General features: G+C 69.0%; 13 protein-coding genes. 5 read left to right on the plus strand and 8 right to left on the minus strand.

Annotated features, from left to right (window positions below; translation table 11 throughout):
• Positions 1-39 precede the first annotated feature (39 nt).
• From WME82_RS50255 to comJ, 3 genes are read left to right on the plus strand one after another with little or no spacing between them, the layout of a single operon-like run.
• On the plus strand, positions 40-6,486 hold the full coding sequence (locus WME82_RS50255) for an RHS repeat-associated core domain-containing protein (protein WP_438041127.1): 6,447 nt from the start codon (positions 40-42) through the stop codon (positions 6,484-6,486).
• A complete protein-coding gene (locus WME82_RS50260) occupies positions 6,411-6,716 on the plus strand; it encodes a NucA/NucB deoxyribonuclease domain-containing protein (protein WP_438041128.1) in 306 nt (101 codons plus the stop codon). Before WME82_RS50255 ends, WME82_RS50260 begins: the two co-directional genes overlap by 76 nt.
• Positions 6,717-6,719: 3 nt before the next feature.
• The gene (gene comJ, locus WME82_RS50265; RefSeq protein WP_438041129.1) at positions 6,720-7,187 is read left to right on the plus strand and encodes a competence protein ComJ; all 468 of its coding nucleotides are present in this window, start codon (positions 6,720-6,722) and stop codon (positions 7,185-7,187) included.
• A gap of 73 nt (positions 7,188-7,260) precedes the next feature.
• On the opposite strand, the gene WME82_RS50270 is transcribed toward comJ, so the two are convergent.
• Together WME82_RS50270 and WME82_RS50275 are read right to left on the minus strand one after the other, a co-directional pair.
• Positions 7,261-7,746: a hypothetical protein gene (locus tag WME82_RS50270; RefSeq protein ID WP_438041130.1), complete on the minus strand. Its 486-nt coding sequence runs from the start codon at positions 7,744-7,746 to the stop codon at positions 7,261-7,263.
• A 1,026-nt stretch (positions 7,747-8,772) separates the two neighbouring features.
• The gene (locus WME82_RS50275; RefSeq protein WP_438041131.1) at positions 8,773-9,177 is read right to left on the minus strand and encodes a DUF1565 domain-containing protein; all 405 of its coding nucleotides are present in this window, start codon (positions 9,175-9,177) and stop codon (positions 8,773-8,775) included.
• Positions 9,178-9,698: 521 nt separating this feature from the next.
• Between WME82_RS50275 and WME82_RS50280 the strand changes: the two genes are divergently transcribed.
• Complete coding sequence (locus tag WME82_RS50280) at positions 9,699-10,940, plus strand: putative sensor domain DACNV-containing protein (RefSeq protein ID WP_438041132.1); 1,242 nt, start codon at positions 9,699-9,701, stop codon at positions 10,938-10,940.
• A gap of 1,039 nt (positions 10,941-11,979) precedes the next feature.
• Here WME82_RS50280 and WME82_RS50285 read toward each other — a convergent pair.
• Positions 11,980-13,038 (minus strand): hypothetical protein, encoded by a 1,059-nt coding sequence (locus WME82_RS50285; RefSeq protein ID WP_438041133.1) that lies wholly within the window; start codon positions 13,036-13,038, stop codon positions 11,980-11,982.
• A gap of 605 nt (positions 13,039-13,643) precedes the next feature.
• Between WME82_RS50285 and mobA the strand changes: the two genes are divergently transcribed.
• Positions 13,644-14,303, plus strand: a complete 660-nt coding sequence (gene mobA / locus WME82_RS50290; protein ID WP_438045016.1) for a molybdenum cofactor guanylyltransferase — start codon at positions 13,644-13,646, stop codon at positions 14,301-14,303.
• Between the two features lie 5 nt (positions 14,304-14,308).
• Here the strand turns inward: mobA and WME82_RS50295 are convergent, their stop codons facing one another.
• From WME82_RS50295 to WME82_RS50315, 5 genes are all read right to left on the minus strand, one after another.
• Positions 14,309-15,307, minus strand: a complete 999-nt coding sequence (locus WME82_RS50295) for an MBL fold metallo-hydrolase (RefSeq protein ID WP_438041134.1) — start codon at positions 15,305-15,307, stop codon at positions 14,309-14,311.
• A gap of 8 nt (positions 15,308-15,315) precedes the next feature.
• Positions 15,316-15,939, minus strand: coding sequence for a hypothetical protein (locus WME82_RS50300; protein WP_437858625.1), 624 nt, complete (start codon positions 15,937-15,939; stop codon positions 15,316-15,318).
• A gap of 7 nt (positions 15,940-15,946) precedes the next feature.
• Positions 15,947-17,050, minus strand: a complete 1,104-nt coding sequence (locus tag WME82_RS50305) for a serine/threonine-protein kinase (protein ID WP_438041135.1) — start codon at positions 17,048-17,050, stop codon at positions 15,947-15,949.
• 96 nt (positions 17,051-17,146) lie between these two features.
• A complete protein-coding gene (locus WME82_RS50310; protein ID WP_438041136.1) occupies positions 17,147-19,231 on the minus strand; it encodes a serine/threonine-protein kinase in 2,085 nt (694 codons plus the stop codon).
• A 215-nt stretch (positions 19,232-19,446) separates the two neighbouring features.
• Positions 19,447-21,855, minus strand: coding sequence for a hypothetical protein (locus WME82_RS50315; RefSeq protein ID WP_438041137.1), 2,409 nt, complete (start codon positions 21,853-21,855; stop codon positions 19,447-19,449).
• Positions 21,856-21,973 lie beyond the last annotated feature (118 nt).

A 21,973-nucleotide genomic window follows, 5' to 3' on the forward strand; every position in this document is an offset into this window, starting at 1 on the left:
TGCAGCGCCGTGGCACTGCTGTTCGCCGGGGAGGGTGCGATGTCGCCAGTTCCGCGTTGGTTGCTCCGGGCGTTGATCCCGCTCTGGATGTTTCTCACTTGCGTGCTCGCGTCGGGCGGGTGCCAGTGCAGCTTCGGCGAGCCGATTCCGGAGCCGCCTGGCCTCGTCGCCTGCCGGACGCAGCGCGCCCATGGCCCTGCCACGTCCCGTCCCGCGCCGGAGGTCGAGACCGCCGCCGCCGGCACCGTCCCCGGGGCGTTTTCCATCACGAGCACCGGCGAGGCCGTGTACACCATGGACCTGGCCTCCCCGCCCTCGCGCGCGGGCATGGGTCCTGGGCTCCAGCTCGTCTACCGCAGCGACGGCGGCGACGGCGTGCTCGGCAACGGCTTCTCCATCACCGGGCTGTCCGCGATCACGCAATGTCCGAAGAGCCTCGCGCAAGACGGGGAGATCCGCGGCGTGCGGTACGACGGCGACGACGCACTCTGCCTCGACGGCCAGCGCCTCGTCCCCGTGGGAGAGGGGCCGGGAACCATCGAGTACCGGACATTCCCGGATACCTTCGTCAAGGTGGTCGGTCACTACCCTCCGGAACGCGGCGCGCCCGCCGAGGCGCTCTTCTTCGAGGCGAATCTGCCCTCCGGCCGCGTCGTGGAGTACGGGCGCGCCGACGGCAGCAAGCCGCTCGCGCGAGGCGGCGTCCCGCGCGCGTGGCTCGCGAACGAGGCCCGTGACGGCCGCGGCAACGCCATGACGTACGCATATTGCCTCGCCGAGGCCGAGGACGGCCATACCGCCGAATATGCGGTGGACGAGATCCGCTACACGAGCTTCGAGGGCACGCCGTCGCTCGAGCCTTCCCGGGCGGTGCGCTTCGTGTACGGGACCAAGGACTCGGCCGCGGTTCGCATGGGCTACTCGGGCGGCATGGCGCTCCAGCGCTCGCTTCGCCTGGAGGAGATCCAGATGCTCGGTCCGGGCGACGCGCTGGTCCGGAGCTATGGTTTCCGCTACGAGCTGAGCCCGACGACGAGCCGGACGCTCCTCACCCAGGTCGAGGAGTGCGCGAGCGACGGGGTCTGCAAGCCGCCCACACGGTTTCAGTACAGCCGCGGAAAGCCCGGATTCGAGCGGCTCACGACGGACATCGACAAGCCGGTCTCCGAGAAGGCGAGCCCGATGGTGTTCGACATCGACGCCGACGGCCTCGACGATCTCGTGATTCCGGACATCGTCGCGGGGTCCAGCACGCCGTCGCATCCGATCACCGCGTGGGGGGTGGCGCGCAACCTCGGGCCCCGCGCCACACCGTCCTTCCTCGCGGCGCCGGAGCTCGCCTTCCTCCAGGATTGGCTGTTCGTCGCCGATCCGGATGGACCGTCCGACCCGGCCCTTCTTCAGCCCGAGCTCGGGACGGTGCTCGATTACAACGACGATGGGCAGATGGACGTCTTTCTCCACGACGTCTTCGACACCAAGACCACATGGCACGTGCTCCTGTCCCAGCCGGACCGGACCTTCGCACTTCACGACACGGGGATCCGCCGGCCGTTCCCGCTCGGGGTCACGCCTGCGCCGCCGAGCCTGAGACGACCCGGCGCCTCGGTGCACCTCGCCGATCTCGACGGCGACTCGGTGCCGGATCTGATCCAGTGCCAGGACCACGCCGAGGAGCTGGTACCGGACCCGCTCTCCGCCGTGTGGACCGTCCACCTCTGGAGGCCCGCGCGCGGCGCGACGTCCGCGGGATTCGACCCTACGGGCGAATCGATCGAGCTGCTCACCGGCTATCCATGCGCAATGGAGCTCCACACGCTCGACATCGACGCTGACAGCAAGATCGATCTCATCGTGCCCTCCGTGAGGTTGTTTGGTGACGGGACGGCCCTCATTGGAGATAGTTACGAGGCGATCATGCGCCGGGGCGAGGGACGCTGGGGGGTCATCGACACCAAGCTCCCTGTCGTGTGGCCCGGGGGCCGCGTCGTCTTTCTCGACGTCAACGGCGACGGCCTGCCCGATGCCGTCGAATCGGATGTCCATAGCCACCAGCTCTACACCTACCTCAACACGGGGCCGACGTTCGTGATGTCGCCGTTCCGGACCGTCGACGCGTTCAGCTTCGGCGATCTGCTGGGGGCCCCGGATCAGGACGCCCTTTTCCGCCTCGCGGTGCCGCTCGACTTCAACGGCGATGGACGGCAGGATCTCCTCATGCCCGTCCCACCAGGCATGCTGCTGAGTGGCTCCAATGTCCTCCCCTCCTGGGCCGTCCTGCAAGCGACGGGCGACCTGGCAGGGCCGCCGTTCAAGCTCGTCGACGCAGGGGTTCCTTTCGAGGCCAAGCTCGGTGACGCGATCACGCTCGCCGATCCGCACGGGCCGCGCACCGGCGATCTCAACGGTGACGGGGCCCAGGACGTGATCCTGCCGCTCGGCGGTGTGTTCAACGTCTTCCAGAACCTCTCGGCCGACCAGGATCTCCTGGTCGCAGTCTCTGACGGGATGAACGCGCACGAGCCGACCGAGCCGGGCTTCGTGCCCAACGTGAGCATCTCGTACGGCCACCTGACCGATGCGCCGGTCACGAGCGGAGGCGCGGAGGAGGATCCGGACCGGAGGAGCGCGCTCTACGTCGCGCGTTCCGGCGCGGCGGACGACTGCGGCTATCCGCGGCGCTGCGTCGTGGGCCCTCGCCGGGTGGTCAGCGCGTACGCGCTCAACAACGGCGCGGATCGAGCGAGGCGCTTCGAGGTCGGCTATCGCGACGGACGCTACCACCGGCTGGGCCGCGGATTTCTCGGGTTCGGCGAGCGGATCGTCACCGACCTAGATACGGGTGCCGTGACGATCGACGTCTACGACCACGTCACCTTCGACGACGAGCTGCAGATCTTTCCCTTCGCGGGGAGCGTCCAGCGGACGCTGCGCGGGGCTCCGGGGCTCGCGAGCCAGCCCAGGCCGGAGCAGATCGAGCTCTCGTTCAGCGACGTGACGCGGACGCTCGTGCCGACCAACGACGGCGCCACGTACTTCACGCTGCCCACCGAGCGCCGGGTGAGGCGAGCGCAAGGGGTCTATCCGCCCCCGAGCGGTGACGCGACCTCGATCGAGGCGTACGTGCGGGAAATCGAGCGCGGCGGCGACGGCGCGACGCTGCTGCGGGACTCGGTCTCGAAGGTGACGGACTTCGACACGTTCGGCAACGTGCGCGCCGAGGAGGTCTCGACGGAAGGCGTCGACCTGACGATCGAGGTCACGCGGACGTTCAAGAACGACACAGGGCGCTGGGTCCTCGGCCAGCTTGAAACGCAGAAGGAGTGCAGCGCGGCGGCGGGGATGTCGCAGTGCCGGACCCTCACGCGAACGACAACGATCTACGGGGAGGTCGAGACCGAGTCCACCGAGAGCGACGACGGCCTGCCGGACACGAAGCTGAAGCTCACCTATGCGCGCGACGATTTCGGGAACATCACCGGCGTCACGGCGGAGGACGCCTTCGGGCACAAGCGCACATCCAGCACGGACTTCGACGAGGAGGGCATGTTCCCCGAGAAGTACGTGAACGCGGCCGGGCACGCTACGCTCGTGGAGTTCGACGACGCGATCGGCGTGCTCCTCAAGCGGGTCGATCCGAATCAGCTCGTGACGACGTGGGCGCACGACGGCTTCGGGCGGCTCGGCATCGAGAGGCGCCCGGACGGCACAACGACGACCGTCACCCTCGCTCGCAGCAAGGATGGTGGCCCGGACCAGGATGCGTGGCGGGTGAGGCAGCAGAGCATCACGACCGGCGGTGCCGACGATACGGTGGAGTTCGACAGCCTCGGCCGCCCGATCCGGTGGCTGGGATACGGGCCCGAACCGGAGCCGTCGGAGGGCTCGGGCGATGCGAAGCGCATCATGCAGGAGATCGGGTACGACGCGCTGGGCGAGCACATCGCGCGGCGCTCGGTGCCGGTCAGGGAGGACACGCCCGAGAGCGCGATCCTGTACGATCGCTACGAGTACGATGCGGCGGGCCGCGAGGTGCGCCATACGACGCCGTGGAACGCGGTCACGACGACGGCGTACGATGGCCTGCAGGTGCGCGTCACCGACCCGCTCGATCATGTGACGGTGACCGAGCAGGATCCGCTGGGGCGCATCAAGACCATCACCGACGCGGCCGACGGGATCACCCGTTACGCGTACGGCCCCTTTGGACTGCTGCACACGGTCACCGATCCGGGCGAGGCGGTGACGCGCACGACGCGCGACGCGTTCGGCCGTGTCCGGCAGCTCGACGACCCCGATCGGGGCACGACGGTCTCGATCCATGACGGCTTCGGCGAGCAGATCTCGTCGACCGATGCGCTCGAGCGAAAGGTCACGTGGACCTACGACGCGCTCGGTCGACCCCGCTCGCGCGTGGACCAGGACGGCGCGGAGAGCCTGACGACCACGTGGACATGGGACACCGCGTCGCACGGCGTCGGCAGGCTCCACACGCTCGCGAGCCCGGACGGGGACAAGACGTACGGGTACACGGGCCTTGGCCAGCTCGACACGATCGCGCTCCGCATCGACGGCGAGCGCTCTCCCCTGGAGGCCAGGCTGGGCTACGACGAGCTCGGCCGCGTCGAGACGGTCACGTACCCGGCGCCGGCCGGCGCGGCGCCGTTCGTCGTGGCCCACGACCGCGACGCGCACGGCCATGTGCTCGCCGTGCGCGACATCGGAACGAACCTCGCCTACTGGCGCTTGGCGGACGTGGACGACGCGGGGCGCTTCCGGGAGGAGGTGTTCGGCAACGGCGCCGTCACGGAGCGGAGCTACTTCGCGGACAAGCAGCGCCTGAGGCACTTGACGACGCAGAGCGGCGCGGGTGAGGTGCAAAACCTGGACTATGGGTTCGACGATCTCCTGAATCTCACGCGCCGCACCGACGCGCTCCAGCCCGAGAACACGACGGAGCGCTTCCGGTATGATCCGATCCATCGGCTGACCTGCGCGTACTTCGGCGATCTCGAGAGCGCGACGGCACCCTGCGCGCTCCGCTACGACTACCACCCGAACGGCAATCTCACCTTCAAGTCGGACGTTGGTGACCTCTCGTATGACGACCCGCTGCACCCGCATGCGAGCACCGGCGCGGGTACGGACAGTTACGCGCATGACGCTGTCGGTAATCAGACGGCGCGGCCCGGCGGCACGACGGTGCGCTATACGCCGTTCGACCTGCCGGAGCAGATGACGCAGGGCGCGAGCACCATCACGTTCGGCTACGACGGCGACCAGCAGCGGATCCGCAAGACCACGCCGGAAAAGGAGACGCTCTACTTCGGCGATCTGTACGAGCGGGTCACCGAGGCGGCGTCGGGCACCGTGGAGCACCGGTACCACGTCCACTCGCCGGAGCGCGTCGTGGCGATCGTGACCCGGGGAGGCTCGGACGACGGCACGCGCTACGTGCATGTCGATCACCTCGGCTCGCTCGATGCGCTCACCGACGAGGACGGCGACGTGATCGAGCGGCGGAGCTACGACCCGTTCGGGCAGCGCAGGAACCCGGTGTGGGGGGAGCGCCCGCCTGCGTCGTTCCCGAGCGAGACGACGCTGGGGTTCACCGGGCACGAGAGCGACGACGAGCTCGGGCTCGTGAACATGAAGGGCAGGATTTACGATCCCAGGATCGGGCGGTTCTTGACGACCGACCCGATCGTTTCGATTCCGTCCTTCGGGCAGAGCTGGAATCCATACAGCTACGTGCGCAACAGCCCGCTCAATCACGTGGATCCGAGCGGGTTCCAGGAAGAGCCGGTGGAGGCGCCGATCCTGCCGGTCTACTCGGTGGTGCGCCCGGAACAATACGCCGTGGAGATCTTCTACTCGCCGCCGAAAACAAACCAGCCTGAAGAAGGACCGCGCGAGGCCGCGGAGGTCGGCGCCACGACGGCGCCCATCGACGTGGGCACGACCGGAAGCTCATCCGGGTACGTGCCGCAGCCAGTGACCGTCTCGCCGGAGCACTCGGGCGTCGGCGGCCCAGCTACCGTTGTCGGCCAGACCTTGCTGGGCGCCGCGGAGGGGACGCGCGACTTCGGAGCAGGGATCGGGCGGATGCTCGTGCTGAATGCGCTGACGCTGGGGATGTACAGCGGCTACGAGTTCGCCAGCGCGATGTGGGAGGGCTACGACGAAGACGGCGTTGTCGGTGCGCTCAACGCCGTCAACCCGCTCTACGAGATCGGGCGCAACGGCGCCGACACGGCCCTTGCTATCGACCGGAGCGACTATCGGGCGGCGGGCGCGGCGGGGGTGAAGACGATTCTCCTCGGCGCGGCGACGGTGTTCGGTGCGGGCAGAGGGCTGGGGGCGCTCGCGGAGGAGGCGGGGGCCGCAAGGGGGGAGTGCCAATCGTCCGAGTGCCGAGCGCTCGATATCCGGAGACAGCCGGACACATACGTGATGCGCAGGCGCTTGGTCATCCGTCAACTTTGACGATCGATCGTCCTGGGATAGGCGCACGACGAGCCGAGGCACTCAGTAGCTACGCGAAAGTTCCGGGAAAACAGCTCGACGAGTACCCACCAGCCATGTTCAGGGAAGGTGGATCGGGGGCGAGTGTTCGCCCTGTGTCGCCCGCAGACAACATGGGCGCAGGGGCCTGCATTGGGAACCAGTGCCGAGGGATGCCCGACGGTACACGTATCAGGATCATCGTGGAGTAGAACATGGCCCCGTTCAGTTTAGAAGTAACGTATTCGCAGATCTCCGTTTTTCAGTCGCATCTGAAAGATCCATTCAACGACTGGACCGATGCGCATGTTTCACAGGGGTTCTCATGGAGGCCGGGCAGCGTGTCTTTTCGTACTCTCGATGTAGATGGGCCGGCCTCGGTCGTTGTGGAAAAGGGACCGACACTTGATGTTTCGCCCTCAGCAATCAGAGTAATCCAGGTTCCATTTCACGTTCCGGCCGGCGTTGATGTCGAGATAGGCACCCTTGCCGGAACGGTCGTGGTGGAACTGGAGCCGGGCGATTATACGGTTCTCTTCGAGCACGGCCGATGCCATGATTCGCGAATGTGGTGCAAGTTCCGTTTCGTGCCGGGAACCACCGCACCCCGGGTTGTTCGTAGGGATGAAGAGCTTTCTCCAGGGCAGGACCTTCTGATGGATGCGCAACCAGCGGCGCCGTAGGACGCGATCCACTCAGGGGGATACCGACGGCGTGGTCCATGCAGGTGGTGAACAGCGCGAAGGACAATGGGCTTCATTCCTGCGACTCGGGGAATCGAAGCGTCTCGACCTGGATGCCGTCCTCCCCGGTGATCTCCTCGCCAGACCAATCCCAGCTCGTGCCGCCTGGGCCCGGCAGCCCCAGCTCGAAGGTGACCGCCTCCAGCGTGAGCTGGTCCTCGTCAAGGTAGGCGACGCCGATCGAGTCGCCGCCGCGCCCAGGGCCGCCGCGGCCGCCAGGGCCTCCGTCGCCGCCATCGGCACCGCCGCAGGACCACGTGCCGTCCCCCACGGCGCCGCCTGGCAGGCCCCTGCCGCCCTTGCCGCCATCCTCCGGCCCCCCGCCGTCGCCGCCGGGGCCACCGTCGCGCGCGGTGATGGTGTTGTCGCGCACCGTCACCTTGGCGTGGAGCGCCAGGATACCGATGCTCGGCTGGCCGTTCTCGCCCCCTCGGCCGCCTCGACCGCCGCAGCCGCCGGCACCTCCGGAGCCGCCGCCGGCGCCTCCCTTGGAGGCCACGCCGCACACTGCGAGCCCGCCCCGGCGGCCCCCGCCGCCGCCTTGCCCGGGCGTCCCCCGGGTGCCGTCGCGGGCCCTGTCAGGGTGCCATCCGGTCTCATCGATCCGACCGCGGCCCTTTCCCGGTTCACCGGGGATGCCTGGATCGCCGTGGAGCGCCACCTGACCTGGTTGGCAAGGGACGCCTGGCGCGTCCCCGTCGCCCCCCCCGTCCGGCCGTCGGGTCTGACGCCACGCGCGGCTGCCCGTCCTCGCCGTCGCCCGCCCCGTCGGGAAGCCCGTCCCCGCCTGCGCCGCCGATGCTCGGGATTCCTCCTTCGCACGGGTTCACCGCGCGAGCCCCTCCCGGGACCGTGGCGGCGGAGCACGCGTCTTCCCCGTACTGCCCATCCGGTCCCGTCGCTGCCTGGTACGGCCAGGGCCATTCCTCCCCATGGTCGCCCCTCAATCCCGCCGTGACTTTGATCCAGCTTCCGATGATCTCCACCGCGGTGCCCGACCGAACGAACATCCCGACATGCGTTGTGCTGAGAACGGCCACGTGGTCGATGATCGAGACCCCATCCGCAGCCCCGGTATCGCCGGCGCGCGCCGGCTGGACGGTCAGCGCGATGAGCCTGGGATCGCCGACAGTGAGCTTGGTCATCATGTGCACCGGGTTTTCCAGGCCTCTGCGGCGTTCCCATCTGTTGACGCTCCCGTTAGATGATGGGTGGGGGCCGCTTTTCGCTCACGCAGGATGATGGCTCGCTCACGCGCACGATGGCCATCGCCCCCATCCGGTGCCCGGAGCCCCCGCCGGAGGCTCCGTCCGCCCATCGCCCGCGCGACGTGGCCGCCGGGGCGCGCAGGGCGCGTCAAGGGCGGCGCAGCCGCCGAGCCCTGCGAGGGAACCCTTGACGCGTCCGAGCACCCCGGCACGCTCAGGACGCGATGGGCCGACCATCACGCCCGTGACCGGGGCCCGCTCACCGTCGCGATGGTCATCAGTCAGCCCGAACGAGAAAGCATCAACCAGTTTGATTCTCAACACCATCCGATGGCGGTTTCGAAGCCTCCATAGATATCCACGCCGGAGGGGAGCATGACGGTCTCCTCAAACCCGTCGTCGGTAAGAAACACGCGACCGCGCCCGGTGCGCGCAAGCTCGATCGCGCGCCGGATGGAACGAACCGGCCTGTCCTTCGTGCCGGGATTCGCGTCGTCACCGCCGAAAAACGGATTGATGACGAACACGCCGCAGCCGTCCATCGCCCGACCCGCCGCCAGATGCTCCAGGCAGACCGACTCGGGGACGGGATCGCTTGCACACGTCGATGGACCGTCACACGGCGGCGCGCCGCCAGGGCCCTCCACCCCCGGCGCGGTCCCGCAACCGGCCGCGGCGAGCGGAAGAACGAAGAACAGGAGGATCGCGGAATTCAGGTTCATGGGTATCCTTCGATGGCGGTGTCTCGCAAGGCACGAGTCAATGGGGCGGCTCGTTCCCCACGCTGAACGCATGGATTTCACCCGTGGGGCCTTGCCGCCCTTCGCCCACCTCGTCACTGGCACCGGCGTTCCCCGCATCGCCGCCATGACCGGGGTCTCCGACCTGAATGTAGGTCCCGGGTCGAATGGCGAAGTTGGGCGCCACGTAGGCGATGCCGATGGTTGCGCCTCCGAGCCCGCCGCCGGCATCGCCTCCGCGACCGCCGTTGCCTCCCCCGCCACCCGGGCACGCATCCGGCATGTCGAGCGAATATCCCTTTCCGCCGTTGCCGCCATGTCGCCCGATGCCCCCCCTCTTGGCCCCGACCGCCCACCCCGTCGATGGCTCCCACCGGCGCTTTTCCGTGTTCCGAGGCGGCGGGCGATGTAGCCGCATCACGCGCGTCTCGCGCGTCGCGCCAGCTGAGGTCGCTGTGTCCTCGTAGCTAGTCGACAGTGACGAATTGCTGTACTCTCGAAGAATGAGCACCCCGGTCACACTGCCAGACGATTCCGCCATAATAGACCATATCACAATCTGCGCCGACAGGGTATTTAAGTACCAGAGAGGCAGAGGAGCTAACACTGCACCCCCACCGACGCGCCGTCAGGTACATCAACTTCTCATACTTGCGTTCGCGGCAAGCATCGAGCACGAGGAAGGAAGAAAAGTTGCCTTTACACTCTTTTTCGATCACGATTCCAGTTTGGTTGACTATGAATTCGAGCAACCGCTGGCGCTCACCCCTGCTGCGCTTGCTCGACTTTCTGTGGCGCTGGACCCATCGCGCACCTACATCTGTGCAACCAGCGGACCATCAGGCCTTGAGATCGTAGGGCTCTACCACTTTGGCGACCACCACTCATTTCGCGCGCCAAGAAGCGCTCCAAGTCATTTCTCTGTTCGTGTGGTCAGCCCAGGTGTCCTCGTAATTTACTATGATGCCAGGTTAATTCTGACTTATAGACGGGGCGAAGTGGTTTGCTACCCGGGGGACTTCGAGTGGACGCTAGACGCAGAGCGCGCTCTGTCCCCACCTATAGCCGCCGAGGTTGACGAAGGTCGAAAAATTCAGCTTCAGCAGTGCTTTGTGCACATTGCCGAGTCCATGGTGCGCATGCGCCACGGTGGAGCTCTCCTTGTTCTGCCCAACGGATTGCATTGGCAAGAACGCGCAACAAGCTGTCGCTTTGCCCCCAGGAGACCGGCGTCGCGCGCGTGCGATGCAGAGGCTTCCAGCGTTGAGCATGAGAAACGCAGACAGGATGCCATGGCGAGATTGCTTAACGAGAGCCCATGCGACTATATCGATCGAAATGCCGGTGCAGCCATAATCTCGGCACTTTGCTACTCAAGCACGTCTCATCTGGGGGTGGAACTAGAGTGGGTTGCTCATTTTACTGGCACTGACGGGATGACCGTCGTTAGGCCAGATCTGACGTTGCTTTGCTTTGGGGCCTTCTTCCGAACGGAGGCGCCTCCTGGTGGGCTCAGGGTCCGAATTGTCGATCCCTATCAAGGTGCCCCCAATGAAGTCAGGGAAGGTGAACTCGCAGCCGTCGGGGGGGCTCGGCATCAATCGGCCGCCGTGACCTGTCACGGATTTCCTGGGTCAAAGGTTATCGTTGCGTCCCAGGACGGTGCTCTCTCGACAATGCAATGGAACGAGGAATCCCAGGCTGTTCTTGTTCACCGGCATCTGGAGTTGATGTTGAATTTGTGAAGAGGGTTCGACCTGGGGTGTTGCCGAGCGGCCTGTTTGATGGTCGGAAGATCCGGCTCTGTGATGCCCATTATCGACCTGGATGTCCGCGCGCCGCGATTGCAGCGCGGTGAGGCGCCGTGTCACCTCGTCAGCCGCAGGGTGCCGGCGCTCTCAGTCGATGTGGATGGAGAGGCGGTCATCGCCGTCGAGGACGGCGCGGTGGCGAGCGAGGGCGGTGCTCAGCCCGTCGATGTGGTGGAGCACGACGTCGATGCGAGGGCAAAACGGATCGGGGTCGTCCGAGTAGTGCGCCGTGGGCGCGTCGCGTCTCCGATCCTCGCTCCTTCGCCTTCTCTCCCGTTCCGGCCTGCTCCAGGGCCGGCGTCTTCGGGGCGCCTCGGGACGCAACCATCGCGCGAGGGCGTTCTCAGCAGAGCCTGCGGGTGCTGGCGAGCGGCAAGCCTCCGGCAGCGAGTCCGCGCGCGCGGCGGGCTCGACGTTCGGCCCAAGCTTGCTCACCCTTCTGGTGCCACTGGCAATCCGAGCAGCCGACCGATCGCCTCGTGAACGACCCGGGCCCCCACCTCATCCCCGAGGGCGACGGCGCGGCTCAGGGTGCTGGCAAACGAGGCGACCACCGCAGCCCGACGCGACAGCTCGGTCACGGCGAGCTCCCCAGGCCCAGGGCTTGACAGTTGGGCCCGGGCTGGGGCTATGCATTCCGAGGGGGGCGATCCGTCATCACGCTCTCCCCAAATCCCGGAGGATCCGACGGATCGCAACGGTTCGCCCCCGCGGAATTGTCCTGCCAGGGATCTGTCTCCCGAGCGAAGAGAGGCTTTAACGCAAATGCGCCAAGAGCGCGAAGGCGCGAAAATGCATGAATCTTTTTTGCGACCTTGCGACTTTGCGACTTTGCGTTGAAATCTCTCTCCGGATCCCTGCTCGGAGCTGGGCCGGGCGGCGCGCGAGGACCTCGGGTTTCAGTCGCCGTTCATGCGGAAGCATGGGGACTTCGCGCATGGCTGATACCGATGGGCGAGCGGCCTGAGATAGCTCACCCACGCCCCGGAGGGGGCGCCTCCACTCCACCGCCTGCGGAGACGAGCACGCTGTCGAGCCGCGTGCGCCCGAAGATGCCGCCCGCGCGCACCTCGACGACCGCGAACGCGCGCGCTTCGTCCACGGGGACGACGTCGATCACCGGGCCTCTGGGGACCGGCACGAAGCGCATTCCCTCGATCGGAATGCTCGCGTCCCACGCAATCCGATGAGGCGGCTCCGTGGGGCTCCGGGGCGCGAGATCGCGCGGGCGAGGCGGGACGGGGAGGATGCCGATGCCGTCTTCGCCCGCGGCGACGAAGAGGAGATCGCCGTGCAGCGCGACGGCATGAAAGCCGTACGAACGCTCGGCCGAACGCTGACTGCCCTCCAGGCGCCTCACGTGGAGCACCGCCCATTGCTGGAGCGTCGGGAGATCGATGAACGCGACGTGCGTCCACGGACCGACGCGGGAGGGCGAATGGGAGAGCAAGACGACGGTGTCGCTAGTCGAGGCGACGGACACGACCCGCTCGAAGGAGCCATGGTCCACCAGGGTCAGACTCTCGACGAGCCGCGGCTCGCGCGGGCTCGTCACGTCGACGAGCAGCATGAAGCGAGGGAGTACCCTGTCGTCGATGGCGACGAGGCGCGAGCCGTGTACGGCGAACCCGTCGATTCCCTTGCCAGCCGCGCACGCCTCGCGCGGCACCGCGATGGGACACCATCTCTGGGGCGCGCGGAGGTCCACCCAGCCGAGCATCCCTTTGCCCGCGTCGCCGCCCGTGAAGGCGGCGTCGTCGATGACGAAGATCGCGTGAATGTCGGGATGGCCCTCGATGTCGACGACGCTGGCCGCGCGCTCGCCCGAGAGCCCGCGGATCACCGTGAGCGCGCCTTGGTGCGCATACACCAGCCTGTCGGCCTCGATGTCGAGCCGGTGCACGGCGCGCACGGGCATGGGGACGGGACCGACCTCGACGAGGGCCGCGGCGCCCTCACGGTAGCTCGGCGCTGCGGTGCGCCGAAAAAGGATGCTTTGCTCGCCTCGCGGCAGGATCCAGGCCTCGCTCATGGTCGATGTGGCTCCTCGTCGATGCGCCGCGGCCGAGGTCGACCAGGGCTGAAGCGCGCAGCGTCGCGATGTCCGTCTCGCCCCGCGTGATTCCGCCGCGCCTGGCGTCGTAGGTGCACCAGGCGAGCGATCGACCGGGTGGCCGCGAGGGGTACGACGGCGCACTCCCGGTGTCCACTCGACGCCGGCGGACTGTCGGCGGGCTGTCTCCGGAGAGCGTCGCCTGCCTCTCGTCGGTGGCACGAGACACCCGGAAGTCGAGCGAGGCCGTGTGCTCACCGAGCGGCACGACCGGGAACGGTCCGATTCGCTTGATTTCTGAGCTGATTCTCTGGATTCTGAGTTGATTTGTGTTGATTTATGAGACCATTCCCTGGATTTGCTTTCGATTGTCCGGATTTGAGAGATGAAATTCTGGATCTGGCCCAGTATTACCTGGAATCTTAGGCTTATTCTCTAGATATCGTCGGATTTTGTCTGGTTTGTTGACCAGGATGTCTCGCTGCCGCGTCCCGTCGCCCCGTGCGGCGACAGCGCTGTCGAGTTGGCGCGCGCCGCGGGCGCATGTTCCTGGCGGGGGTGGTATGCAGGACGGCGTGCAGCTCATGACGGCGCCCTCGGAGGACGGCGACGGGGCGGGCCGCGTGGCCGGCCTCGCGGGCGTCGTGCTGTGCGGCGGGCAGAGCCGCCGGATGGGGCGCCCCAAGGCATGGCTGCCGTTCGGGGGCGAGGCGCTGCTCCAGCGGGTGGTGCGGCGCCTCGGCGAGGCGGCCTGGCCGATCGTGGTGGTCGCGGCGCCGGGGCAAGAGCTGCCGCCGCTGCCGGAGGGGGTGCTGCTCGTGCGCGATCCGGTGGAGGGCCGCGGGCCGCTGCAGGGCATCGCGGCCGGGCTCGATGCGATCGCGCCGCTCGCCGAGCGGGCCTACGTCGCCTCGACCGACGCGCCCTTCCTGCACGCCGCCTTCGTGCGGCGCCTCGCGGATCTCCAGGCGGGCGGCCACGCCATCGCGGTGCCGCGGGCGGAGGGGCACCATCACCCGCTCGCCGCGGTGTACGCGTGCTCGGTGCGCGGCGAGGTGGCGGCCTTGCTCGCCGAGGGCAGGCTGCGGCTCTCCACCCTGTTCGAGCGGGCGCGCACCCTTGTCGCGGAGCCGGAGCTCCTGCTCGCGGATCCGCGGCTCCGCGCCGCGGATCCGGCGCTGCGATCGCTGCGCAACCTGAACACGCCCGAGGACTACGCGGCGGCGCTCCGCGAGCTCGACTGACCCGGCTAGTCGCCGCGCGCCGGCGCGCTCGTCGCCGCCGCGCCCCCGGGCTCGCCCCTCGTGATGAGGATCCGCTGCTCTCCGTGCCTGGGCAGGATCACGCGATCCGGCCCCAGCCCGCGCGCGGCCATGACGCGCCGGAGCTCGCGGGGCGCCTCTCCGAACGTATCGGTGCTGTTGATGAAGGTGTCGAAATGGATAGCCATCATCCGCCGCGCCCCGAGGTCGAGGAAGGCCTGCACCGCCTCCGCCGGATCGAGGTGCTTGCTCTCCATGAACTCGCGCGGCCCCACCGGCGCGATCGGCAAGAGGGCCAGATCGATCGAGGGGAATCGCGCGCGCGTCTTCACGAAGCCATCGCGGTCGTAGGCTGTATCGCCGCCGAAGTAGACCGTGATTCCATGGTACTCGACGACATAACCCGTGAAGCTCTCCGTCATCCAGTCCCGGTCCAGCCCGTAGCGATAGCCGGAGTGCCGCACCGGCACGGCCGTGATCTTCAGATCGCCCTGCCGCCATGTCGTCCAGGTCGGGACCTCGAACGAGGCGAAGCTATGGTTGGGCACGTAGACGAGCCCGCCCCGAGGCACGAGCAGCGCGCGGACCTTCGGCTCGATCATCGACAGCGAGCCGAGCGAGAGGTGGTCGAGGTGCATGTGCGAGATCAACACGGCGTCGATGGGCGGCAGGTCCTCCGGAGCGATCCCCGGCTCGACGAGCCGCTTCACCATGAGGCCCACCGTCGACGTGAAGACGGGGTCGGTCAGGATCCATCGGTCGTCGATCTGCACGAGCACGGTCGCGTGCCCGACCCAGAGCGCGGCGAGCCTCGCCTCGGGGCGGTACGGCGCGCGCACCTTGTCCGGCACGGGCAGCGGGCTCGCGAACAGCCTCGCCACGTTGCTCTCCAGGATGCGCGCGGGCACGCCGCACGACAGGCCCGCGAGCGCGAGGAGCGCCGCGGCGGACAGGCGAGCTGGCGACGAGGAGAAGCGCGTGGCCATGCGCGGCGTCAGAAGTAGCGGATGCTGAGCGTGATCGTTGTCGATCGCAAGGCGGCCGTCGGCGTGGCCGCCACCTGCGCGCCCAGGGCGCCGAACAGGATATAGACCCCCGCCTCGTACGAGGCCGCCACCTGCCCTCGAGCATAGAGGGCTGATCCGCCGAGCGAGCAGGACAGGTAGTCGCCGCCATCGAGGAGCGGGAAATAAGCGCGGACGCCGCCCCGGATCAGCCAGCGATCGGCGAACGCGCCCGGACGGGCGACGTACCCGGGCGAGCCGAAGAGCTCGATCGAGCCGGCGTGACGCGTGAGCGGCTCCGCGATGAAGGCGCGCCACGGCGAGAGCTTGCGGTTGATCCCGAACGAGTAGAGCAGCGGGGTCACCTGCCAGCGGAACCCGAAGCGCGCCCCGCCCGGTTCGAGCCACAGCTCGGGGCTCGGCACGAGCTGGACGAGGAGCCACGCCAGCGTGGGGCGGATGTCGGGCTCCGTGGCGGCGGCCGCCGGCGCCGCCTGCCGCGGCTCCTCGGGCGACGCGCCCGCGGCGAGCGGCCAGAGCAGCCAGCCGAGCGCGGCGGCGCAAGCGGCCAGCGCGGGAGCGCGTCGTCGCGCGAGGGAGCGCGCTCCGGGCATGCCGCGGCTACGGCGCGCCGCCGTACACCCTGCCGAGCTGCTTGTAGAGGAACCGCGCCGCGTGCTCTCCATAGGGCGTCTGCGCCGCGTACACGTCGGGCGAGGCGATCGGCGCGTGCGCCGCCAGCGCGCCTGGGCGCCCGAGCCGGGCGAGATCCTCGCCGAGCGCCTCCATCGAGGCATACCGGTTCTCCGGCCGCTTGCGCAGGCACTTCGCGATCACCGCCTCGAGCGCCCGCGACGCCGGGCTCTCACCCAGGTTGGGCGGCGGGGGCGGCGTGACGAGCTGGTTGGCCAGCACCACGGCCTCGTCCATGGCGGGCGCCAGGGCGGGGGAGGAGCTCCGCGCGACGCTGAAGGGGAGCCGGCCGGTGAACATCCGGTACATGAGCATGCCGAAGCCGTAGACGTCCGTGCGCCCGTCGGGAGGGTCGCTGACGGTCTGCTCCGGCGCCATGTACTCCAGGGTGCCGACGGTCACCCCGGCCTGCGTGAGCCCCGAGTGCTCGTACAGCTTCGCGAACCCGAAATCGACGACCTTGGCCGCCCAGGCGTCGCCCTTCTCCCCCACGAGGAACACGTTGGCGGGCTTCACGTCGCGGTGGACGATCCCCGCGCGGTGGGCCGCGCCGAGCCCGGCCGCGGCCTGCAGGAGGAAGGGCACGCCGGCCTCCGCGGACAGCCGCTTCTCGCGCAGGAGCAGCGAGCTCAGCGACTCGCCGAAGAGGAACTCCAGCACGAGGTAAGGCGACCCTTCATGGAGGCCGATGTCGAGGACCTCGACGATGTTCGGGTGAACGACCGTGGCCGCGGCCTTGGCCTCCAGGAGGAACCGCGCCTTCACCTTGGGCTCGCGGCGGAGCCTCGCCTCCAGGAGCTTCAGCGCGACGGGCGCGCCGCTCTTCGTGTCCTCCGCCAGGAACACCTGCGCCATGGCGCCGCTGCCGATGAGGCCCCGCACCCGGTACCGCTCGGCGACGATCGCGCCCACGTGCTCGGTGGGCTGGGACCGGATCCGCCGGATGTCGTGGCTCGCGACCAGCTTCTCTCCGTCGTGCGGGCAGAAGCGGTGGTCATCCGCGTACCGCCGGTGGCAACGAGGGCACAGCATGAGGTCCCGTTCTCGGGGATAGCCCTTCCCCCGCCCCTTTTGCAAGACCCGACGTGCGCGTCGTGATCGCGCCTCGCGAAGGCGCGCGCGGGGCGATCACGACGCGCGGGACATGTCCGACGGCATCCGCGCTCTGGGCTCGTGGATCAGGACCGTCTCGGCGCTGGAGAGCTCCTCCATGTCGGGCGCGTCGCCTGACATGCGCCAGCCCGGGCTCCGCTTGGGCAGGCTGTCGAGCAGGCCGGCGAACGAGCTCACCCACTCCTCGATGGCCCGAGGCCGCTCGTCGGGCGACAGCGCGAGCGCCCGCGCGAAGGCGCGGTCGACGTCCGGCGGCGTCCCCGGGAGCAGCGACGAGACGGGCGGCGGAGGGGCGCGCGAGAGGCTCGACAGGATGGTGGCGAGGTCCTCTCCGGCGGCGATGCGCCGTCCGGTGAGCGCCTGGTAAGCGACGGCCGCGAAGGAGTAGAGATCGCTGCGCGTGTCCACCGACCTGCCGCGCGCCTGTTCCGGGGCCATGTAGAGCGGAGTCCCCAGGAAGATGCCCGTCGAGGTCGCGCTCACGTCGGCGGAGAGCTCCTTGGCGATACCGAAGTCGAGGATCTTGACGTGAAAGTCGCCCGGCCCCGTCGACGGGAGCAGGAAGATGTTCTCCGGCTTGACGTCGCGGTGCACGAGCCCCGCCGCGTGCGCAGCGCCGAGCGCCGAGGCACCCTCGCGCAGCAGCACCGCCACCTGGGCTGGCGTCCCGGGCCCGTGCGACCTCATGGCGTGAGCGAGGGTGAAGCCGTCCAGCCACTCCATCACGATGAAGAGCGTCCCGTCCTCGAGCTCGCCCGAGTCGTACACCTCGACGACGGACGAATGATGGATTCGCGCGACGAGGCGCGCCTCTCTCGCGAACCGCTCGCGCACATCCTCGTTGTTGAAGTGCTCTGTCCTGATGGTCTTGATCGCGACCTCGCGCCCGAGCCGCTCGTCGTGGGCCTTGAACACCCTGCCCATGCCGCCTTCCGCGACGGCCCGGGTCAGGCGATACCGCCCCGCCACGCGATAGGGGAACGGCCGCGGCCTCTTCAGCGCGGCGCCGTCATCGAGGCATCGCTCTACACACTGATCGTAACAGCGCTGGCAGCTCGGGCATATCTGCAGGACATCGATACCGCGGCGCACCATGTCTTCGAGCGTCGCTGCCCGCCGCTCCGCCGCGCTCGCGAGATCCTTGCGCAGCCGCGAGAGCTCGAGCGCGCTGCCGAGGTGGTGCGCGAACGAGCGGACGAGCCGTCGGGTCGTATCGCTCCACACGACGCCGCTGCCGACGATGACCAGCGCGCCGTGGACGTCGCCCGACATGCCGAGGACGGGGACAACGACATCCGTGGATCTCGGAAAGGAGTGTTGGGTCAGCGCGGCCTGGCGCAGAGCGTCGACGTGCGGCGCCTCGGTGGTGGTCGCGGTGAGGCTGACCATCGCCTGCTCCTCGGCCTTCCACACCGCGACCTCGCGGGCGCCGATCGCCTCCGCGATCTGGGCCGCCGCGGCGGACGACCACCTCGCGATGTCGTCGAGCGCCTGCGCCGAGGAGACGACGAGCTCCGCGAGCTTCTCCTGCTCCTCCGCGAGCTGGCGCGCGAAATAATGCACCGCTGCGTACGCGATGGCCGACACCGTGAGGAGGTTCATCGCGAAGAAGCCGGCGAGGAGGCTCGGAGGCGCCTCCGGCGCGACGCCGGAGAGGAGCGGGTCGGCAACGCCGGCGGCCATCACGAGCAGCGTATACGCGATGAACCAGGGGATGGACGCCCGCGATCCGTGGAACAGCAGCAATGTCAGCGGCGCGAGGAGCGCCCACAGGACGACGCCGCTCGATCCGACGAACCCTCCCCGGCTCGCGTGCATGAGAAACGGCAGGGCGAAGATGAGCAGCGCCTGACGGAAGCGGAACCCGGCAAACTCCTTCGTCCTGGCGAAGTGGGCGAGGCTCAGGCCGGTACACACCATGTAGCCGAGCGGGATCGCCGCCGAGCGGTGGTCCCCGGCTGCCCCATAGGCGATCACCCAGACGGGGCACGCGCACGCCTTGAGCGCCGCGGTGAGCGTGAGGATCTTCTTGTGCTGGCGCACCTTCGGATCGTCGCCCGACTTCAGCCCCATCCGAGCGATGGCCTGGAAAAACTTCATCCTTGTCGATTGTACGACGTTGAGCAGGGTGGCCTCAAGCCGCGGTCAAGCGCTCGGGGGGGCGCGATGTAATCGAGGTGTAGATGTGGGCTCACTGACAGGGGGCGGTCGCTCCGGCGTGTGCTGCCCTCGCCCTGTCTCCGTCCGGCGGTCACGAGCTGCGCCAGCACGACGCGCGCGACGACCGCCTCAGCCCCCGACCTGCCCTCTCGAGCTCAGTCCTCCGGCTTCCCCTTGGCCGAAAGGTCGATCTCCGAAAGCCTCCCCACGAATGGATCCTCGCTCCCGAGCTGCTGAAACGCGCCCGGATCGCTCCTCTCGAGCGCCGCCAGGAGCTGCGCCAGCCCGCGCCGCGACCCGTAGTAGTTCGACATCTCGTGATCCTCGTCCGTGATGCAGGCGCGCACCGCGCTGCGGGAGATCTGCGGGAGCCGCAGCGCCTTGAGCGCCATCGACCACAGGCCGTCGATGCGGTTCTGGTCCGCGGGGAACTCCAGCAGGCCGGCCATCGTGAGGAGCATGGCGCAGCGCTGCCCCCTCGGCGTGGACAGCGCATCGCCGCCGGAGAGGTGGCCGAGATCGAGGGCGCGGCGCATGGCGTCGGCCGCGCAGAGCAGGCGCTTCAGCTCCTTTGCCGCGTGGCTCAGGTGGCTGTGGAGCATGACCTCGACCGAGAGGCCGCCGAGCGCCTCGTTGCTCTGCTGAAAGCGGGTGACGGCCGGGAGCCGCCCGAGATCCTGCTGCACGGCGCCGCCCGTGGGCACGTCGTGCGGCGGCTCGCGGTGGCTGAAGAAGCCCCCCGACTGGAAGGCATAGTAGAGCTCGCTCTGGCCCGCGAGCCCCGCCCAGATGTCCGAGTACTGCGCGACGCGATTGAGGCTGCCCGCCGCCCAGTTGAGGCCCGCCGCGCCGTCGCCGCCGATCTGCGACGCGCTCACCCCCGGGTCGCGCGGCGTCATCGAGGCCTCGATGTCCTCGGCGATGTCCGCGAGCTGGAAGTCGAGGAAGCCGTCGTAGTAATCCGCGCGCCCGTCCCGGTTCACGTCGGAGTAGCGGGCGACGACGAGCGGGTGCGAGGGCCCGACGAACTGCGAGAACCCGGCGATCTGCGCCTGCGGGTGGGGCCACTGCGCCTTCCGGAGGCGCGCGTCGAGCTCGGCGTGCGACGCGCGCTTGCTCATCCCGCGCAGCGCGGCGACGAAGCAGTCGACCCCCTCGGACGCCGTGACCACCCCGTCCGATCCGGTCCTGAAATAGGTCGAGTCCCACGAAGAGTAGATGTCCGCGTCCGGGAACATCTGGGAGACGGCAAAGCGCGTGGTGAGCCCCGCGCACTGCGAGTTCATCATCAGCTTGTACCCTTCCTGTTTCACCTGCACCGCGGCCGCGCGGAGGTCGAAGGCGCCGAGCTGGGCGTGCCGGTTGATGAGCACCCCGATGAAGAACGCCATCCCCATCTCGAGGTTCTCGTCGCGCGGGGTCGCGGCGCGGGCGAAGACGCGGATGGGCTCGCCGGCGGGCGTCTTGAAGGGGGCCTCGAAGGCGCGGTAAGGGCTCCAGCCGTTCGGCGACGGGGGCGCCTCGGGCGGGAGGGCGATCTCCTTGAAGCCGTGGGTCGACACGAGGATGTCGCACTCGCCCTCGTGGAACTCCGAGGCGCCGCACATCGCGAGGTTCCACGGTCCCGTGAGCTCGTCGTACGGCGGCGCCTCGCGGAGCAGCCCGCGGACGAGCCCCCGCGCTCGCTCCTGCTGGGCCGCCGTGAGCCCCGGGGCGCGCAGCTGGAGCAGGTGGATCGCGTGCGCGCGCAGCGCCGGCCGGGCCGTCTCGTCGCCCGCCTCCCTCTCGATGAGCGCGAGGATCTCCTCGGCGGCGCGCTCCGCGACCGGCGCGAAGCCGCGGTCGTCCAGCGACGTCGCGATGAGGTGCGAGAGGATGGTCGTCGCCGCTGAGCGGAGGGTCGCGGCGGCGGTCGGATCGCGCCTCGCCTCCTCGCCGCCCACGGCCGCGATCTCGAGCGCCGCGCGCGCTTGATCCAGCAGCGCCGCGCCCCGGCGCGCCGAGAGCCGCTCCTTGCGCACCGGCTCCTCCGGGTGGAACGCGCTCGGCGGGAAGAGCTGCGTGAGGGTGCTCGTCCGGCGCGACGAGATCCACCGGGCCGCGGTGACGAGGGCATCGCGGGCGGCGGGCCCGTCGGGGCCGAGCGTCGGGCTCGCGCTGAACACCCCGGCGGGCAGGAGCCAGAGCGGCGCGGCGCCCTCGCGCCCCGCGTTCAGGTCGATCGGCGCCGCCTGCGACGCCACGCCCGGATCCGGCACGACCTCGACGTTGGAGACGGCGACGGCGCGCAGCCGTCGGCGCACGGGCGAGTGGCCGGGAAACACGATGAGCACCGCCTTGCCCTCGCCCTCCCGGAGCGCCGCAAGGCTGTCCCCGGGGACCGGCGCCGAGAGCGAGATGGCATAATCGCTGTCGCTCACCGCGACCGCGAGCAGGTGAATGCCTGGCGCGGACTTTCGCTCTTCGAAGGCGGACGACGCGGCTGGCCCGACGGCATCCACGGTGCCAGGCAGGTCGACGGACCCTCGGGGCGAACGGATCCGGACGATGACATCGCTGGGCATGACGTTCTCCTGAGGTGAGGGAGCGTCGCCGCGTTCAAGATCCCGGCGCAACAGGAATCCGACCCGGCAGAACGCTGGCGTATCGCGTCACAACCGGATCAGGGCGAGCTCGACACTG

This window comes from Sorangium sp. So ce128, from assembly GCF_051525245.1.
Classification (GTDB): Bacteria; Myxococcota_A; Polyangia; order Polyangiales; family Polyangiaceae; genus Sorangium; species Sorangium cellulosum_B.

Excerpts from the sequence above, each read along its gene's own strand:
- WME82_RS50255 (WP_438041127.1), top strand. The coding sequence starts at position 40 with ATGTCGCCAGTTCCGCGTTGGTTGCTCCGGGCGTTGATCCCGCTCTGG.
- comJ (WP_438041129.1), top strand. The coding sequence starts at position 6,720 with ATGGCCCCGTTCAGTTTAGAAGTAACGTATTCGCAGATCTCCGTTTTT.
- WME82_RS50275 (WP_438041131.1), bottom strand. The coding sequence starts at position 9,177 with ATGAACCTGAATTCCGCGATCCTCCTGTTCTTCGTTCTTCCGCTCGCC.
- WME82_RS50280 (WP_438041132.1), top strand. The coding sequence starts at position 9,699 with ATGAGCACCCCGGTCACACTGCCAGACGATTCCGCCATAATAGACCAT.
- WME82_RS50285 (WP_438041133.1), bottom strand. The coding sequence starts at position 13,038 with ATGAGCGAGGCCTGGATCCTGCCGCGAGGCGAGCAAAGCATCCTTTTT.
- mobA (WP_438045016.1), top strand. The coding sequence starts at position 13,644 with ATGACGGCGCCCTCGGAGGACGGCGACGGGGCGGGCCGCGTGGCCGGC.
- WME82_RS50295 (WP_438041134.1), bottom strand. The coding sequence starts at position 15,307 with ATGGCCACGCGCTTCTCCTCGTCGCCAGCTCGCCTGTCCGCCGCGGCG.
- WME82_RS50300 (WP_437858625.1), bottom strand. The coding sequence starts at position 15,939 with ATGCCCGGAGCGCGCTCCCTCGCGCGACGACGCGCTCCCGCGCTGGCC.
- WME82_RS50305 (WP_438041135.1), bottom strand. The coding sequence starts at position 17,050 with ATGCTGTGCCCTCGTTGCCACCGGCGGTACGCGGATGACCACCGCTTC.
- WME82_RS50310 (WP_438041136.1), bottom strand. The coding sequence starts at position 19,231 with ATGAAGTTTTTCCAGGCCATCGCTCGGATGGGGCTGAAGTCGGGCGAC.
- WME82_RS50315 (WP_438041137.1), bottom strand. The coding sequence starts at position 21,855 with ATGCCCAGCGATGTCATCGTCCGGATCCGTTCGCCCCGAGGGTCCGTC.